Source organism: Azospirillum aestuarii (assembly GCF_016632405.1).
Lineage (GTDB): Bacteria > Pseudomonadota > Alphaproteobacteria > Azospirillales > Azospirillaceae > Azospirillum > Azospirillum aestuarii.
This window is the reverse complement of record NZ_JAEPIV010000004.1, coordinates 16,615-31,162: the sequence shown is the minus strand read 5'-3', so window position 1 is coordinate 31,162 and position 14,548 is coordinate 16,615. Positions and strand designations below refer to the sequence as shown.

Here is a 14,548-nt window from a genome sequence, read left to right as displayed (position 1 = left end):
GATGCCGTTCATCACGCGGTCGAGCATCAGCGCGAAGGGCAGAGCCGCCATGGTGATGCCGAACAGGCTGATCGGGGCTTCCTTCACGCCCAGATCGTGGGCGATCACGCCGAGCTGGGCCACCGCCATCAGACCGCCCGACACGGTGCAGATGAACATGACCATCATGACCCAGAACACCGGCGTCTGCAGCGCTTCCTTCAGCGTGTAGTCGCGGCGGGACTGCAGGACCTTGGTCGAGGCCTTGACCTGTTCCTTCTGCGGAGCGCGCAGGAAGAAGGCGGCGGCGATGATGATCGCACCCTGCAGCAGACCGAACCAGAAGAAGGTCGCCTGATAGCCGGAGGAGTGGATCATGTTGGCGATCGGCAGGATGGTCAGGGCCGAGCCGGCGCCGTAACCGCCCGCGGTCAGGCCGACGGCGAGGCCGCGCTTGTCCGGGAACCACTTGATCGCGCTGTTGACGCAGGTGGCGTAGACGCAGCCGACGCCGATGCCGCCGATGGCCGAACCGACATAGAGCATGCCGAGCGAGCCGGCGTAGCTGTCGACGATCCAGGACAGGCCGGTCATCACGCCGCCGAAGGCGACGATGACGCGGGGGCCGTAACGGTCGATGAAGTAGCCTTCGATGGGGGTCAGCCAGGTCTGGACGACGACGAAGACGGTGAAGGCGGTCTGGATCGAGGCGCGGGTCCAGCCATGGGTGGCCTGGATTTCCGGCACGAACAGCGTCCAGGCATACTGGATGTTGGCCGCGGCCACCATGCAGACGATGCCGACGACGATCTGCATCCAGCGCGCGCCGTCGGAAATGGGCGCCTGCTTGCCGCCAGGCGGTGCAGCGATGGACTGACTCATTACTCTTCCTCCCCAATGCGGTGATCGAACACTCAACTCAGCCGGGCGGGGCCGATGGTTGTTGTCGCATTGCCTTTCTCTGGGGCTTGCGTGCCCTTCATGTCTTGGCGGGAGCACCACCGCCACCGTTGGGAGAGGCTTGGTGTTCCGCATTTCGTACTTGGTATACCACATAATCAGCGGGACACAATATCCGTTTCAGGGATCACACCACAAATAATCCCTCCCTTAGCAACTATCGTTACAGTTATGCCTTACGGAAGAGCGGAATCAGAAGAGTCAAACTTTCGTGATATAACTTAAAAAAGCAAAAAAAAGGCCGCGCCAAAGCAGGCGCGGCCTCATCATGAGTTCGCTTCACTTACGATCACAACAGTGGAGAAGCCGTTACACCAAAACGGCTGTTCCAATCTTACAGAACTTCAGATCGTCAGCAACCTCATAGTTGATCTGATCTGCATGTCCCGTACGAATCGGAAATAAACAATCCGGCTGACCCAAATCACACCAAGGCCGTCCGACCTCCTTATCCCCTCTTCATACAGTTTACGGACCGGCGGCCCGCTTAATCCCCCGCACCCTCAAAAAAAGTTTGCTCTTCGAATCGTCAGCATCCCGGATTACCATAAAGGCCATGGCTACTCCCCGCTGGCGCCGTTTCCACTGCGCGCCCGCAGCATGGAACAGAAGCCGCGCTCAACCTGTTGTTGGATCGCTCGACCGCTTTCTCGGTCGTCCTTAGAAGCCACAGCCCGCCAAAAACGGGAGCCCCCATGAGCCGCCACCGTCCTCCAGACCCAACCCGCTTCCCGTCCCGCGCCGCCGCCAGCCAGCCCCTGCCCGATCCCGGCGCGAAACGACGGGAGATCGCCATGTTCCTTATCCTGGCGGTGGTGATCTGGCCGATCCTTTCGGTCGCCATCGTGGGCGGCTATGGCTTCCTGGTCTGGATGTCGCAAATCATCATGGGTCCGCCCGGTCCTCCCCCGGTGTGAGCGGAGCGGTGCCATGGCCGATGAGACGGTCGATTTAGGGCGACGAGGCTTTCTCCGCGGACGGCGACGACCGGAACCCGCGCCGTTGCGTCCGCCCTGGTCCCGGACGGACCGCTTCACGGATCTGTGCACCCGCTGCGGCGCCTGCACCGACTCCTGTCCGGAGGGCATCGTCCGCCGGGGGGACGGCGGCTTTCCCGAAATCGACTTCCAGCGCGGCGAGTGCAGTTTCTGCGCTTCCTGCGCGGACGCCTGCCCCGAACCGGTCTTCGACCGTTCCACCGCACACCCTTGGACGCTGGCGGTGCGGATCGGCCCCTCCTGCTTCGCCACCCACCGCATCGTCTGCCGAAGCTGCCGCGACGCCTGCCCGGAATCGGCCATCCGCTTCGCCCTGGCGCCGGGCGGCGTGGCGGTTCCCACGGTGGACGACGGCGCCTGCACCGGCTGCGGCGCCTGCCAGGCCGCCTGCCCGGCTGATGCCATCACATTGCGACCCGGACCGGAGACCGCCCATGCCCCCTGACGCCCCCGACCGACCGGCCGAGGCGCCGGCGGAATGGCACATCGCCTCCATCCTCGTCCATCTGCGGCCCGAGCGCAGCCCCGACGTGCGCGCCGCCATCGCCGCGCTGGGCGACGTCGAGGTCCATACTGAGGAAAGGGGCCGGATGGTGGTGACCGTGGAGGGCCCCCATGAGGGCCGCATCGCCGACCGCATGACCGCGATCCACCTGATGAACGGCGTGATGTCGGCGGTCATGGTCTTCCACCACGCCGAGCCTGTGGCGGCCCAAAGCGCGGAGGAGGTCGGCCCGGCACGGCGCTGACTCTTCCGGATTTCACATTCGTCAAGAAAAAGGGGGGAGGAACCCATGCTTGACCGGCGGGATTTCATCAAGGCGCAGGCGGTCGCGGCCGCCGCGACGGCGGGTGGCATCAGCCTGCCCGCCATGGCCCAGCCATCCATGGTGGCGGGCGAGGACGCCCAGCTCACCTGGTCCAAGGCGCCCTGCCGCTTCTGCGGCACCGGGTGCAGCGTCATGGTCGCCACCAAGGACAACCGGGTCGTCGCCACCCACGGCGACATGCAGGCGGAGGTTAACCGCGGCCTGAACTGCGTGAAGGGCTATTTCCTGTCCAAGATCATGTACGGGCAGGACCGGCTGACCCAGCCGCTGCTGCGCATGCGCGACGGGAAGTACCATAAGGACGGGGAATTTCGCCCGGTCTCCTGGGACGAGGCCTTCGACGAGATGGCCCGCCAGTGGAAGCGGGTGCTGAAGGAGAAGGGGCCGGACGCCGTAGGCATGTTCGGGTCCGGCCAATGGACGATCTGGGAGGGCTACGCCGCGTCCAAGCTGATGCGCGCCGGCTTCCGCACCAACAACCTCGACCCCAACGCCCGACACTGCATGGCCTCGGCCGCCGTGGCCTTCATCCGCACCTTCGGCATGGACGAGCCGATGGGCTGCTACGACGACTTCGAGCACGCCGACGCCTTCGTGCTGTGGGGCTCGAACATGGCGGAGATGCACCCCATCCTGTGGACGCGCATCACCGACCGGCGGCTCGCCCACAATCACGTGAAGGTGGCCGTCCTCTCGACCTTCGAGCACCGCAGCTTCGAACTGGCCGACGTGCCGATGATCTTCGAGCCGGGGACCGATCTGGCGATCCTGAACTACATCGCGAACCACATCATCCAGACCGGCCGGGTGGACAAGGCGTTCATCGAAAAGCATTGCAGCTTCCGGCTGGGACAGAAGGACATCGGCTACGGCCTGCGCCCCGAAAGCGTGCTGGAGGTTCGCGCGGCGAACGCCAAGGACCCGACCGATTCCAAGCCCATGAGCTTCGACGAGTTCGCCGCCTTCGTCAGCGAGTATACGCTGGAGAAGGTGGCGGAGTTGAGCAAGGTGCCGAAGGAGCGGCTGCTGGCGCTCGCCGAGATGTACGCGGACCCGAAGATCAAGGTCATGTCGCTGTGGACCATGGGGTTCAACCAGCACGTCCGCGGCGTGTGGGTCAACCACATGGTCTACAACATCCACCTGCTGACCGGAAAGATCTCGGAACCGGGGAACAGCCCCTTCTCGCTGACCGGCCAGCCCTCGGCCTGCGGCACGGCGCGCGAGGTCGGCACCTTCGCCCACCGCCTGCCCGCCGACATGCAGGTGACCAACCCCACCCACCGCTCCCACGTGGAGGAGGGCTGGAAGATCCCCAAGGGCCTGTTGCCCGGCAAGATCGGCTATCACGCCGTCCTGCAGGACCGGATGCTGAAGGACGGGAAGCTCAACGCCTATTGGATCATGGTCAACAACAACCTCCAGGCGGCGCCCAACAGCGACCAGGAGACCTACCCCGGCTACCGCAACCCGGAGAATTTCATCGTCGTGTCGGACGCCTACCCGACGGTGACCGCCGCCGCCGCCGACCTGATCCTGCCCGCCGCCATGTGGGTGGAGAAGGAGGGCGCCTACGGCAACGCGGAACGGCGGACCCATTTCTGGCACCAGCTCGTCAACGCGCCTGGGGAGGCGCGCTCGGACCTCTGGCAGCTCATGGAATTCTCCAAGCGCTTCACCACCGACGAGGTGTGGCCGAAGGAGATCCTCGACGCCAACCCCGATTTCCGCGGCAAAAACCTGTTCGACGTGCTGTTCCGCAACGGCAACGTCGACCGCTTCCCCGTGTCGGAGCTGGACCCCGCCTATGAGAACCGGGAGTCGAAGGAGTTCGGCTTCTACGTGCAGAAGGGGCTGTTCGAGGAATACGCCGCCTTCGGGCGCGGCCACGGCCACGATCTGGCGCCCTTCGACACCTATCACGAGGTGCGCGGGCTGCGCTGGCCGGTGGTCGAGGGCAAGGAGACGAAATGGCGCTACCGGGAAGGACTCGACCCCTATGTCCCGAAGGGCGAGGGGGTGCGTTTCTACGGGAACCCGGACGGCAAGGCCAACCTGTTCGCCTTCCCCTACGAACCCCCGGCGGAATCGCCGGACAAGGACTTCGACCTGTGGCTGGTCACGGGCCGCGTGCTGGAGCACTGGCACTCCGGCTCCATGACCATGCGGGTGCCCGAGCTTTACAAGGCCATGCCGATGGCGCTGGTCTACATGCACCCGGACGACGCGCAGGCGCGCGGCCTGCGCCGCGGCTCGGAGGTCAAGGTGATGTCGCGGCGCGGCGAGATGCGCACGCGGGTCGAGACGCGCGGGCGCAACCGGCCGCCGCGCGGCGTGGTCTTCGTGCCGTGGTTCGACTCGGCGCGCCTCATCAACAAATGCACGCTCGACGCCACCGACCCGATCAGCAAGCAGACGGACTTCAAGAAGTGCGCCGTCAAGATCGTGGCCGTCTGAGGGAGGACCCGACCCATGCGCCGCCATCTCATGCTCGCGCTGGCCGCGGCCCTGCCCTGCCTCGTGCCCGCACTGCTCGCCGCCCAGGGAACCGGACAGGTCAAGGAGCCCTTCCGCCCGCCGATCCAGTTCACCGACGAGGACCCGGCCCCGCCGATCCCCGCCGACGTCACCGATGACCGGCGGGTCGCCCGCAACTATCCGGAACAGCCGCCGGTCATCCCGCACAACATCCGCGATTATCAGATCAGCCTGAACAACAACCAGTGCCTGACCTGCCACAGCCGCCAGTTCACCGGGGCCACCCAGGCGCCGATGATCAGCATCACCCACTACGTCGACCGCGAGGGCCAGACTCTGGGCGCCGTGGCGCCGCGCCGCTACTTCTGCACGCAGTGCCACGTTCCCCAGACCGTGGCGCAGCCCATCGTCCCGAACACCTTCAGGGACATGGACAGCCTCATCAGTCGCCCGTCGGACGGGGGTGACCGGCGATGAAGCTGCCCGATTTCCTGCTGCGGCCCTGGCGGATCATCGCGGGGCCGAGCCGTTACCTCAGCCTCGGCTTCCTGACGCTGGGCGGCTTCCTGGCCGGCGTGATGTTCTGGGGCGGCTTCAACACCGCCCTGGAGGTCACCAACACCGAGAAGTTCTGCACGAGCTGCCACGAGATGCGGGACAATGTGTTCGAGGAGTTGAAGACCACCATCCACTTCACCAACCGCTCCGGCGTGCGGGCGACCTGCCCGGACTGCCACGTCCCCCACAACTGGACCGACAAGATCGCCCGCAAGATGCAGGCTTCGAAGGAGGTCTGGGGCAAGATCTTCGGCACCATCAGCACGCGCGACAAGTTCGTGGAGAAGCGGCGCGAGCTGGCCGAGCATGAATGGGCGCGGCTGAAGGCCAACAATTCCCTGGAATGCCGCAACTGCCACAGCGCGGAGTCGATGGACATCACCAAACAGGGGGCGCGGGCGGCGCGCATCCACCAGCAATATCTGTTCAGCGGGCAGCGCACCTGCATCGACTGCCACAAGGGCATCGCCCACCGCCTGCCCAACATGGACGGTGTCCCGCCGGGCTGGAGCGAGGCGTCCAACGATATTGGCAACGACAGCGACGACCCGATCGGCCGCTGGCTGGCCGACGCCACGCCCGGGCCGGCGAACCCGCATTGAACACAATGAAGTTCCCTCTCCCCTCTGGGGGGAGGGTTAGGGTGAGGGGGTTGCGCGTGGCGGTGCGTCCGGCACAAGCGCATTCTCCTCACCCGCCCGCTTCACGGGCAACCCTCTCGCCGCTTTCAGCGGACCAAAGGTCCGCCTGTCACGTCAGCACAAACATGCTGTTTGCGCGTGAGCGGAGGGGAGAGGGTAGGCAACTCACTCGGCCTTGCCGTTGACGGCGTCCTTGAGGGCCTTGCCGGCGGAGAACTTCGGCGCCTTGGAGGCGGCGATCTTGATCTCCGCACCGGTCTGCGGGTTGCGGCCCGTGCGCTCGCCCCGCTCGGCGATCTCGAACTGGCCGAAGCCCGGCAGCTTGACCGTCTCCCCCTTGACCAGCGCTTCCTGCAGGCTCTCCAGAACCGCGTCCAGCGCCTTGCCGGCGTCGGCCTTCGTGCCGCCCAGCTTGCCGGCGATCGCGTCGATGAGATCGGCCTTCGTCATTCCCAAATTCCCCTTGTTCGTGGCGGAACCCCAGCATGTTCCAGGGCTCCAGGCGCCTCTGACCTACCCTGACAGGCCGCAGCGCGCAAGATGCTCCCGCCCGGAATCGACCGGGCGCGACGCTGTGACCCGCAAAAATTCGGCGTTTCCCGCCAATCCGGCGGATTCGGCTATGCCGAACAGGCGAGCCCTCCCCCAACCGACGTCAGCTGACCAGGGCGGCCTTGACCAGCACGGCGGCGCTTTCCGTGGTGTCGCGCTTGTCCAGCTTCTTGGCGACCTCCTCGATCTCGGCCACCGGCATGACCCGGCGGGCCTGCTTGGCCGCGGTGACGAGGCGGCGCTGCGCGAGACGGACCTGATCGCCCAGTTCGGTCAGCGTCTGGTAAGCCTTGCGGCGGGCCTGGGTGTCGATGCTGCCGCTCGTCTCGGTCGCGCGTTCGGTCGCAGCAGCCAGATCCTTGCACGACTGAAGGTACGTGGAGATGGCGTCCGTCAAAAGACGGCGGGCCTCGGTCCGCGGATCGGAGGGGCTGCTGCTCGACGTGGAAAGAGACACTTCACACTGCTCCTTGCTGCTGCGTATGACACACGACTGTAACAGGCCGTGAAAAATGGGCGGAGTGGCGGCCATTGTCCAGCGGCCATGCGCATACTTTGACCGACTGGACAGGGGAAAGCGGGCTCAGGGCACCTGCTTCTTCTCCAGCTTGCGGGCCAGGGTGCGCCGGTGCATGCCCAGGCGGCGGGCGGTTTCGGAGATGTTGAACCCGGTTTCCGCCAGGGTTTCGTGGATGCGCTCCCATTCCAGCGTCTTCAACGAGGTCGCCCGCGCGCCCAGCGCGATGGAGGGATCGCCCTCCGTCCGCTCGAAGGCCGCCTCGATGTCGTCGGTGTTGGACGGCTTGGCGAGGTAATGGCAGGCGCCCAGCTTGATCGCCTCGACCGCCGTGGCGATGCTGGCAAAGCCGGTCAGGACGACGATCCGCGTCTCCGGGTCGTTGGCGTGCAACTCCCGAACGCATTCCAGGCCGGAACCGTTGCCCAGCTTCAGGTCCACCACCGCGTAAGCGAAGGGCACCGTCTCCAGCAGGGCCCGCAGCCCGTCCAGGCTGTCGCACCAGTAAACCTGATAGCCCCGGCGCTCGAGGGAGCGGCGCAGGACCTTGGCGAAGGCGGCGTCGTCCTCCACCAAGACGAGGGAAGGGTCAGTCTCCATGGCTCTCTCCTGCGGACAGGGCGGCGAGCGGCAGGGTCATGGTGACGGAGGCACCGCCACCGGGGCGGTTGCGCGCGGCGACCGAGCCGCCCAGCTTGCGCACCACGTTGACCACCAGGAAGAGGCCCAGCCCGCCGCCGGGCCGCCCCTTGCTCGACCGGTAGGGTTTGCCGAATTCGGCCAGCATCCGCTCCTCGAAGCCGGGGCCGGCGTCGTTGACGGTCAGGACGAGGCTGTCCCCCTGCCGACCGGCGGCGATGCCGACCCAGCCGGGCGACACCTCCAGCGCGTTGTCCAGAACGTTGAAGATCACCTGCTTCAGCGCGAGGTCGGAGATGATCCCCTCGCGCGAGCGGACGCTGTTGTCGTAATCGACGCAGGTTGGGGACCGGCTGGCCTTCCACTCCTCCACCAGATCGTCGAGGAAGGCGGTCACGGTGGTGCGCAGCGTGCCCTCCCCCCGCGCCTCGCCGGAAGACAGCAGGATGCCCGACACGATGGCCTTGCAGCGGTCGATCTGGTTCTGCATCTCGGCGATGTCCTCAGCCATGTCGGGGTCGCCCTTGACCAGCGGCATCCGCCGCCAGTCGTTCACGATCACCGACAGCGTGGCGAGCGGCGTCCCCAGCTCGTGCGCGGCGCCGGAGGCCAGCAGGCCAAGGCGCACGATGTGGTCCTCCTCCATGGAGCGCTGGCGCAGGTCGGCCAGGTGGGCGTCGCGGGCGCGCAGGTTGCGGGTGATCTGGGTGATGAAGGGGACGATCAGGCTGGCCGTCAGCACGAAGCACAGGAACATGCCCTGGATGTGCAGCCCCAGCAGAAGCCCCTCCAGCCCCGGCGGCAGGGCCAGCGGGCGGTAGGCGCCGATCAGGAACGTGAAGCAGGCCGTGGCGACCAGCACCAGCGCCCAGGCCGACCACGCCTCCAGCAGCACCGCCCCCAGCGTGATCTGCAGCAGGTAGAGCGAGATGAAGGGGTTGGACGCGCCGCCGCTGAGGTAGAGCTGGACCGTGAGCGCCGACACGTCGATCAGCAGTTCCAGGAACAGCTGGGTGTTCGACACCGAGGTCTGGCGGCGCAGATGCAGGACGCTGGCGATGTTCAGCGCGACCAGGAACAGGATCACCGCACCCATCTGGTCGAGCGGCAGGGTGATGCCCATCCGGTAGTGCACGATCAGAATCGTCACCACCTGCCCGGCGACGGCGAGCCAGCGCAACTGCACCAGCAGGAACAGGTTTTTCTTGTCGGTGGTGTCGCGCACGGAAAACGTCTGGCCCTTCGCCGGCTTCCTTCGGTCCCCATTCATATGGGCACGATGCCCCGGCTTGGCAGCCTTGCCATGGAATCAGGGCGGTTTTGATAGCACAAGAATGCCGGGTGGAAGGGTCCACGATAGTTCCCTTCTCGCACGCCGAAAAACCATGAAGAAAAAGAGATTACTTTTTCAACCCCGGCGCCGCCATTCACTGCGCGCGACATAGAGCGCCGCGGCGATCACCATGAGAGCCAAGGCGAACCACGTCAGCGCATAGACGAGGTGGTTGTTCGGAAACTTCAGAACGGTCAGCCCGCCGACCGGGTAGCCGCCCTGCGGGCTGGCCTCGGCGTCGATGAAGTAGGGAGCCGCGTCCGTCACGCCGCGGGCCGCGGCGATGGCCGCCACGTCGCGCGAGTGCCAGCGGTCCTGCGCGGGATCGTTGGAGCGCAGGAAGCCGCCCCCCGGTTCGGTCACCCGCAGCAGGCCGGTGACGGTGGTGTCCGTATCGATCAGCCCGCCGGGGCGGCTGTCGGTGCTGCGCCGCTCGGGCGGCACGAAGCCCCGGTTGACCAGAACGGTGAAGCCACGGTCGGTCCGCAACGGGGTGAGCACCCAGAAGCCGCCGCCCCGCTCGGTCACCGCCTGGACCAGGGTTTCCTTGTCGTTGAGGAAACGCCCGGTGACGCCGACCCGCCGGTATTCCTGGCTGGCCGCCGTGACGGCGGGCCAGTCCTCCGGGCCGGGGGCGGAAACGGGCGCGGCCTGCGCCCGCTCCTCCACCCGCTGGATCAGATCCAGCTTCCAGAACAGCCGCTCGACCTGCCAGACGCCGAGCGACGTGAAGACGGCGACCCCCGCCAGCGCCAGGACGCCGAGAAGGATCAGCCCCCGGCGCGGACGGTGGGTCGCCGTGCCGGTCACGGCAGTTGGCTCGGGTCGTGGATCGGCATCATGTTGGTGTTCAGGTGGTACATCACCCACAGCGAACCGGCCAGCATGATGACCACGACGATGAGCGTGAAGATCAGCGACAGCATGGTCCACCCGCCTTCCGCGCGTCCGTTCATGTGCAGGAAGAAGATCATGTGGACGACGACCTGGACGGCGGCGAGCGCCATGATCGCGATCGCGGTCATGTTCTTGTCCAGAATCGTCCCGTCCATGACCAGCCAGAAGGGAATGACCGTCAGGATCACCGACAGGACGAAGCCGATCACGTAGCTGCCGAGCGTCCCGTGGGCGCCCTCATGCTCCCCGTGACCATGATGATCGGCACCATGATGACCGGCATGATGTTCGGCGTGAGAACTCATCGCAGCATTCCCATCAGATAGACGAAGGTGAAGACGCCGATCCAGATGACGTCCAGGAAGTGCCAGAACAGGCTGAGGCACATCAGGCGCCGGCGGTTGGCCGGGATCAGGCCGCGCTTGTTGACCTGCACCATCAGCGTCACCAGCCAGACGAGGCCGAAGGTGACGTGCAGGCCGTGGGTGCCGACCAGCGTGAAGAAGGACGACAGGAAGGCGCTGCGCTGCGGGGTCGCCCCGATGTGGATCAGGTGGGCGAACTCGTACAGTTCGATCGCCAGGAAGGCGGCGCCGAACAGGCCGGTCACCGCCAGCCACAGCTGGGTCTGCGATACCCGCCCCTTCTCCATCGCCAGCATGGCGAAGCCATAGGTGATGGAGGAGAACAGCAGCATGGCGGTGTTCAGCGCCACCAGCGGCAGGTCGAACAGATCCTTGGGCGACGGCCCGGCGGCGTAGTTGCCGCCGAGCACGCCGTAGGTCGCGAACAGCACCGCGAAGATGAGGCAGTCGCTCATCAGGTAGATCCAGAAGCCCAGCATGGTGCTGGAGCCTTCGGGGTGCGCGTGCTCGTCCACCACGTGGAAGGCCGGAGCCTGGCTGCGGGGCCGCTCGGCTGTCAGGGTCGTGCTCATGCTTTACACCTGCCCGGAGAGGAGACGGGTCCGCTCGTTCTCGGTCCGCACCACCACGTCCGCGGGGATGTGGAAGTCACGGTGATAGTTGAAGGTGTGGTGGATGGCCGCCGCCAGCAGGGCGACGAAGCTCACCGCGGCAAGCCACCAGATGTACCAGATCAGGGCGAAGCCGAGGACCACGCTGATCCCGGCCAGGATCACGCCCGTGCCGCTGTTGCTGGGCATGTGGATCGCCTTGTAGCCGCCCAGCGGACGCTTGTAGCCGCGCTTCTTCATGTCCCACCACGCATCATTGTCGTGGATCATCGGCGTGAAGGCGAAGTTGTAGTCCGGCGGCGGCGAGGAGGTCGCCCATTCCAGCGTGCGGCCGTCCCACGGGTCGCCCGTGCGGTCGACCAGCTCACGGCGCTTCCAGACGCTGACGGCGATCTGGAGGAGGAAGGAACCGATGCCCGCCGCGATCAGGACGGCGCCCACGGCGGCGATCTGGAACCAGATCTGGAGCGACGGGTCCTCGAACACGCGCAGGCGGCGGGTGACGCCCATCAGGCCCAGGACGTAGAGCGGCATGAAGGCGACCCAGAAGCCGATCACCCAGCACCAGAAGGAGACCTTGCCCCAGAACGGCTCCAGGCGGAAGCCGAAGGCCTTGGGCCACCAGTAGTAGATGCCGGCGAACAGGCCGAACAGCACGCCGCCGATGATGACGTTGTGGAAGTGGGCGATCAGGAACAGGCTGTTGTGCAGGACGAAGTCTGCCGGCGGAACGGCAAGCAGCACGCCCGTCATGCCGCCGACCACGAAGGTCAGCATGAAGGCGACGGTCCACATCATCGGCAGCTCGAACCGGATGCGGCCGCGGTACATGGTGAACAGCCAGTTGAAGATCTTCGCACCCGTAGGAATCGAGATGATCATCGTCGTGATGCCGAAGAAGGAGTTCACGCTGGCGCCCGACCCCATGGTGAAGAAGTGGTGCAGCCACACCAGGTAGGACAGGATCGTGATGACCACCGTCGCGTAGACCATGGAGGTGTAGCCGAACAGCTTCTTGCCCGAGAAGGTCGAGGTGACTTCCGAGAAGATGCCGAAGACCGGCAGGATCAGGATGTAGACTTCCGGGTGGCCCCAGATCCAGATCAGGTTCACGTACATCATCGGGCTGCCGCCGAGATCGTTCGTGAAGAAGTTCGTGCCGACATAGCGGTCCAACGACAGCAGGACCAGCGTGGCGGTCAGGATCGGGAAGGAGGCGACGATCAGCACGTTGGTGCAGAGCGACGTCCAGGTGAAGACCGGCATCTTCATCATGGTCATGCCGGGGGCGCGCATCTTGACGATCGTGCAGATCAGGTTGATGCCGGACAATGTTGTTCCGACACCGGCGATCTGCAACGCCCAGATGTAGTAGTCGACACCCGTTTCAGGGCTGTAGGCGATGTTGGACAGCGGCGGATAGGCCAGCCAGCCGGTGCGCGCGAACTCGCCGACGAACAGCGAGACCATGATCAGCACCGCACCGCCCACCGTCATCCAGAAGCTGAAGTTGTTCAGGAACGGGAAGGACACGTCGCGGGCGCCGATCTGCAGCGGCACCACGTAGTTCATCAGACCCGTGACGAAGGGCATCGCCACAAAGAAGATCATGATGACGCCGTGGGCGGTGAAGATCTGGTCGTAATGGTGCGCGTTGAGGTAGCCCTCGCTGCCGCCGAAGGCGATGGCCTGTTGGAGGCGCATCATGATGGCGTCGGCGAAGCCGCGCAGCAGCATGATCAGGCCCAGCACCATGTACATGATGCCGATGCGCTTGTGGTCGACGGTGGTGAACCACTCCTTCCAGAGATAGCCCCACAACCGGAAATAGCTCAGCGCCGCGACGAGCGCGAGGCCGCCCAGCACGACCGCGACGAAGGTCGCGACCACGATGGGCTCGTGATAGGGGAAGGACTCCAGGGTCAGACGCCCGAAGAGCGGATGGGTGGCGACGGTCGATGTGTCTAGCATGGCGGTTGGCCGCTCAGGGATTGGCCGTCAGCCGCGGCCCGAACACGGAGGCGGGCGCGGAGATCGGCGTGATGGAGGAGCGCGGCAGACCCGCGCCGGAAATCGGAGACTCGTCGGCGGGAGCGTTCAGCACGCCGAGCGACGACTCGACGGCGCGGCCGGTCAGTTCCTCGGTCGAGCAGATGCCCGCCACATAGACCGGCGCCGGGCCGAGAACCGCGGTGCCGCGGCGGGACAGCTTGTCGTGCATCAGCGGCATCACGTTGTCGATGCCGGCCAGGCCGAGGCCGCCCTTGGCGTCGATGGCCATCATGTCGTGCATGCACATCTTGCCCGGCTCTACGCACATCCCGACGATGGCCTTGAACAGGCCCGAATCGACGGCGCCGTAGCGGCGCACCGGCTCGTTCTCGCTGGGGCGCTCAAGCTGGAGGTAGCCGTCGCGGTCGAGCTTGCCGCCGCCCGCCTTGATGTCCGCCACCCACCTGTCGAAGCCGTCGGCGGCCAGACCGTGGAAGGTGAAGCGCATGTGCGAGAAGCCGGCGCCGCTGTAGTTGGCGGAGAAGCCCTTGTAGCTGCCCGGCTCGTTGATGACGGCGTGCAGCTTCGTTTCCATGCCGGCCATGGCGTAGATCTGCCCGGCCAGCGCCGGGATGTAGAAGGAGTTCATCACCGTCGAGGAGGTGATGTTGAAGCGGATCGGGCGGTCCACCGGGGCGGCCACCTCGTTCACCGTGGCGATGCCGTATTCCGGGTAGATGAACAGCCACTTCCAGTCGAGCGCCACGACGTTGACGTCGAGCATCTTGGTGTCGGCCGGGACCGGGCGCCCGGCGGCGATGCGGTCGAGCGGGCGATAGGGGTCGAGCAGGTGGGTCGCCATCCAGGTGAGGGCGCCCAGGCAGATGATGATGAGCAGCGGGGCCGCCCAGATCACCAGCTCCAGCTGCGTCGAATGGTCCCAGTCCGGGTCGTACTGGGCCGTGCTATTCGACTGGCGGTAGCGCCACGCGAACAGCACCGTCAGCACCATCACCGGAATGATGATGAGAAGCATCAGGAGGGTGGAAATGGTGATGAGATTGGCCTGTTGGCTCGCCACGTCGCCGGACGGGCTCATCACCACAAGGTTGCAGCCACTCAATACCGCCATCAGCGGCAGGAGGGCCAAGGCGCGGAAACGGGTCAAGGCAGGACCTGTCAGCAGGGGTTCGCTTTG

16 protein-coding genes are annotated in these 14,548 nt (G+C 65.8%); 6 read left to right on the top strand and 10 right to left on the bottom strand.

Going from position 1 to position 14,548, the window contains the following annotated elements:
- On the bottom strand, window positions 1–861 hold an 861-nt coding region (oxlT, locus tag JJL56_RS11295; RefSeq protein WP_247891027.1), incomplete at its 3' end, for an oxalate/formate MFS antiporter.
- A 773-nt stretch (window positions 862–1,634) separates the two neighbouring features.
- Between oxlT and napE the strand changes: the two genes are divergently transcribed.
- The 6 genes from napE to JJL56_RS11265 are packed head-to-tail and all read left to right on the top strand — an operon-like array spanning window position 1,635 to window position 6,405.
- The gene (gene napE / locus JJL56_RS11290; protein ID WP_145624622.1) at window positions 1,635–1,856 is read left to right on the top strand and encodes a periplasmic nitrate reductase, NapE protein; all 222 of its coding nucleotides are present in this window, start codon (window positions 1,635–1,637) and stop codon (window positions 1,854–1,856) included.
- 13 nt (window positions 1,857–1,869) lie between these two features.
- The gene (gene napF / locus JJL56_RS11285) at window positions 1,870–2,382 is read left to right on the top strand and encodes a ferredoxin-type protein NapF (RefSeq protein WP_145624624.1); all 513 of its coding nucleotides are present in this window, start codon (window positions 1,870–1,872) and stop codon (window positions 2,380–2,382) included.
- The gene (locus JJL56_RS11280) at window positions 2,372–2,686 is read left to right on the top strand and encodes a chaperone NapD (RefSeq protein WP_200485174.1); all 315 of its coding nucleotides are present in this window, start codon (window positions 2,372–2,374) and stop codon (window positions 2,684–2,686) included. Before napF ends, JJL56_RS11280 begins: the two co-directional genes overlap by 11 nt.
- 45 nt (window positions 2,687–2,731) lie before the next feature.
- The gene (gene napA / locus JJL56_RS11275) at window positions 2,732–5,224 is read left to right on the top strand and encodes a periplasmic nitrate reductase subunit alpha (RefSeq protein ID WP_200485173.1); all 2,493 of its coding nucleotides are present in this window, start codon (window positions 2,732–2,734) and stop codon (window positions 5,222–5,224) included.
- 15 nt (window positions 5,225–5,239) lie between these two features.
- Window positions 5,240–5,722 (top strand): nitrate reductase cytochrome c-type subunit, encoded by a 483-nt coding sequence (locus JJL56_RS11270; protein ID WP_200485172.1) that lies wholly within the window; start codon window positions 5,240–5,242, stop codon window positions 5,720–5,722.
- Window positions 5,719–6,405 carry a cytochrome c3 family protein gene (locus tag JJL56_RS11265; protein WP_200485171.1) on the top strand — a complete coding sequence of 229 codons (687 nt, stop codon included), beginning with the start codon at window positions 5,719–5,721 and terminating at the stop codon, window positions 6,403–6,405. The genes JJL56_RS11270 and JJL56_RS11265 overlap by 4 nt, the downstream gene beginning before the upstream one ends.
- A gap of 204 nt (window positions 6,406–6,609) precedes the next feature.
- Here the strand turns inward: JJL56_RS11265 and JJL56_RS11260 are convergent, their stop codons facing one another.
- The 9 genes from JJL56_RS11260 to cyoA form a co-directional block, all read right to left on the bottom strand.
- Window positions 6,610–6,894, bottom strand: a complete 285-nt coding sequence (locus JJL56_RS11260; RefSeq protein ID WP_119507191.1) for an HU family DNA-binding protein — start codon at window positions 6,892–6,894, stop codon at window positions 6,610–6,612.
- A 205-nt stretch (window positions 6,895–7,099) separates the two neighbouring features.
- Entirely contained in the window at window positions 7,100–7,453 is a 354-nt protein-coding gene (locus tag JJL56_RS11255) for a hypothetical protein (protein WP_145624634.1), read from the bottom strand.
- A gap of 126 nt (window positions 7,454–7,579) precedes the next feature.
- Window positions 7,580–8,113: a response regulator transcription factor gene (locus tag JJL56_RS11250; RefSeq protein ID WP_200485170.1), complete on the bottom strand. Its 534-nt coding sequence runs from the start codon at window positions 8,111–8,113 to the stop codon at window positions 7,580–7,582.
- Window positions 8,103–9,377 (bottom strand): ATP-binding protein, encoded by a 1,275-nt coding sequence (locus tag JJL56_RS11245; RefSeq protein WP_145624638.1) that lies wholly within the window; start codon window positions 9,375–9,377, stop codon window positions 8,103–8,105. Before JJL56_RS11245 ends, JJL56_RS11250 begins: the two co-directional genes overlap by 11 nt.
- A 183-nt stretch (window positions 9,378–9,560) precedes the next feature.
- Window positions 9,561–10,295 (bottom strand): SURF1 family cytochrome oxidase biogenesis protein, encoded by a 735-nt coding sequence (locus tag JJL56_RS11240; RefSeq protein ID WP_200485169.1) that lies wholly within the window; start codon window positions 10,293–10,295, stop codon window positions 9,561–9,563.
- Window positions 10,292–10,687 carry a cytochrome o ubiquinol oxidase subunit IV gene (gene cyoD, locus JJL56_RS11235; RefSeq protein ID WP_145624640.1) on the bottom strand — a complete coding sequence of 132 codons (396 nt, stop codon included), beginning with the start codon at window positions 10,685–10,687 and terminating at the stop codon, window positions 10,292–10,294. The genes JJL56_RS11240 and cyoD overlap by 4 nt, the downstream gene beginning before the upstream one ends.
- Window positions 10,684–11,319, bottom strand: a complete 636-nt coding sequence (gene cyoC, locus JJL56_RS11230) for a cytochrome o ubiquinol oxidase subunit III (RefSeq protein WP_145624642.1) — start codon at window positions 11,317–11,319, stop codon at window positions 10,684–10,686. The genes cyoD and cyoC overlap by 4 nt, the downstream gene beginning before the upstream one ends.
- Before the next feature lie 3 nt (window positions 11,320–11,322).
- Window positions 11,323–13,329, bottom strand: a complete 2,007-nt coding sequence (gene cyoB / locus JJL56_RS11225; RefSeq protein ID WP_145624644.1) for a cytochrome o ubiquinol oxidase subunit I — start codon at window positions 13,327–13,329, stop codon at window positions 11,323–11,325.
- Between the two features lie 13 nt (window positions 13,330–13,342).
- On the bottom strand, window positions 13,343–14,518 hold the full coding sequence (cyoA, locus tag JJL56_RS11220; RefSeq protein ID WP_200485168.1) for a ubiquinol oxidase subunit II: 1,176 nt from the start codon (window positions 14,516–14,518) through the stop codon (window positions 13,343–13,345).
- Window positions 14,519–14,548 lie beyond the last annotated feature (30 nt).

Coding starts and splice junctions, on each gene's coding strand:
- napE (WP_145624622.1), top strand. CDS start 1,635: ATGAGCCGCCACCGTCCTCCAGACCCAACCCGCTTCCCGTCCCGCGCC.
- napF (WP_145624624.1), top strand. CDS start 1,870: ATGGCCGATGAGACGGTCGATTTAGGGCGACGAGGCTTTCTCCGCGGA.
- JJL56_RS11280 (WP_200485174.1), top strand. CDS start 2,372: ATGCCCCCTGACGCCCCCGACCGACCGGCCGAGGCGCCGGCGGAATGG.
- napA (WP_200485173.1), top strand. CDS start 2,732: ATGCTTGACCGGCGGGATTTCATCAAGGCGCAGGCGGTCGCGGCCGCC.
- JJL56_RS11270 (WP_200485172.1), top strand. CDS start 5,240: ATGCGCCGCCATCTCATGCTCGCGCTGGCCGCGGCCCTGCCCTGCCTC.
- JJL56_RS11265 (WP_200485171.1), top strand. CDS start 5,719: ATGAAGCTGCCCGATTTCCTGCTGCGGCCCTGGCGGATCATCGCGGGG.
- JJL56_RS11260 (WP_119507191.1), bottom strand. CDS start 6,894: ATGACGAAGGCCGATCTCATCGACGCGATCGCCGGCAAGCTGGGCGGC.
- JJL56_RS11250 (WP_200485170.1), bottom strand. CDS start 8,113: ATGGAGACTGACCCTTCCCTCGTCTTGGTGGAGGACGACGCCGCCTTC.
- cyoD (WP_145624640.1), bottom strand. CDS start 10,687: ATGAGTTCTCACGCCGAACATCATGCCGGTCATCATGGTGCCGATCAT.
- cyoC (WP_145624642.1), bottom strand. CDS start 11,319: ATGAGCACGACCCTGACAGCCGAGCGGCCCCGCAGCCAGGCTCCGGCC.
- cyoB (WP_145624644.1), bottom strand. CDS start 13,329: ATGCTAGACACATCGACCGTCGCCACCCATCCGCTCTTCGGGCGTCTG.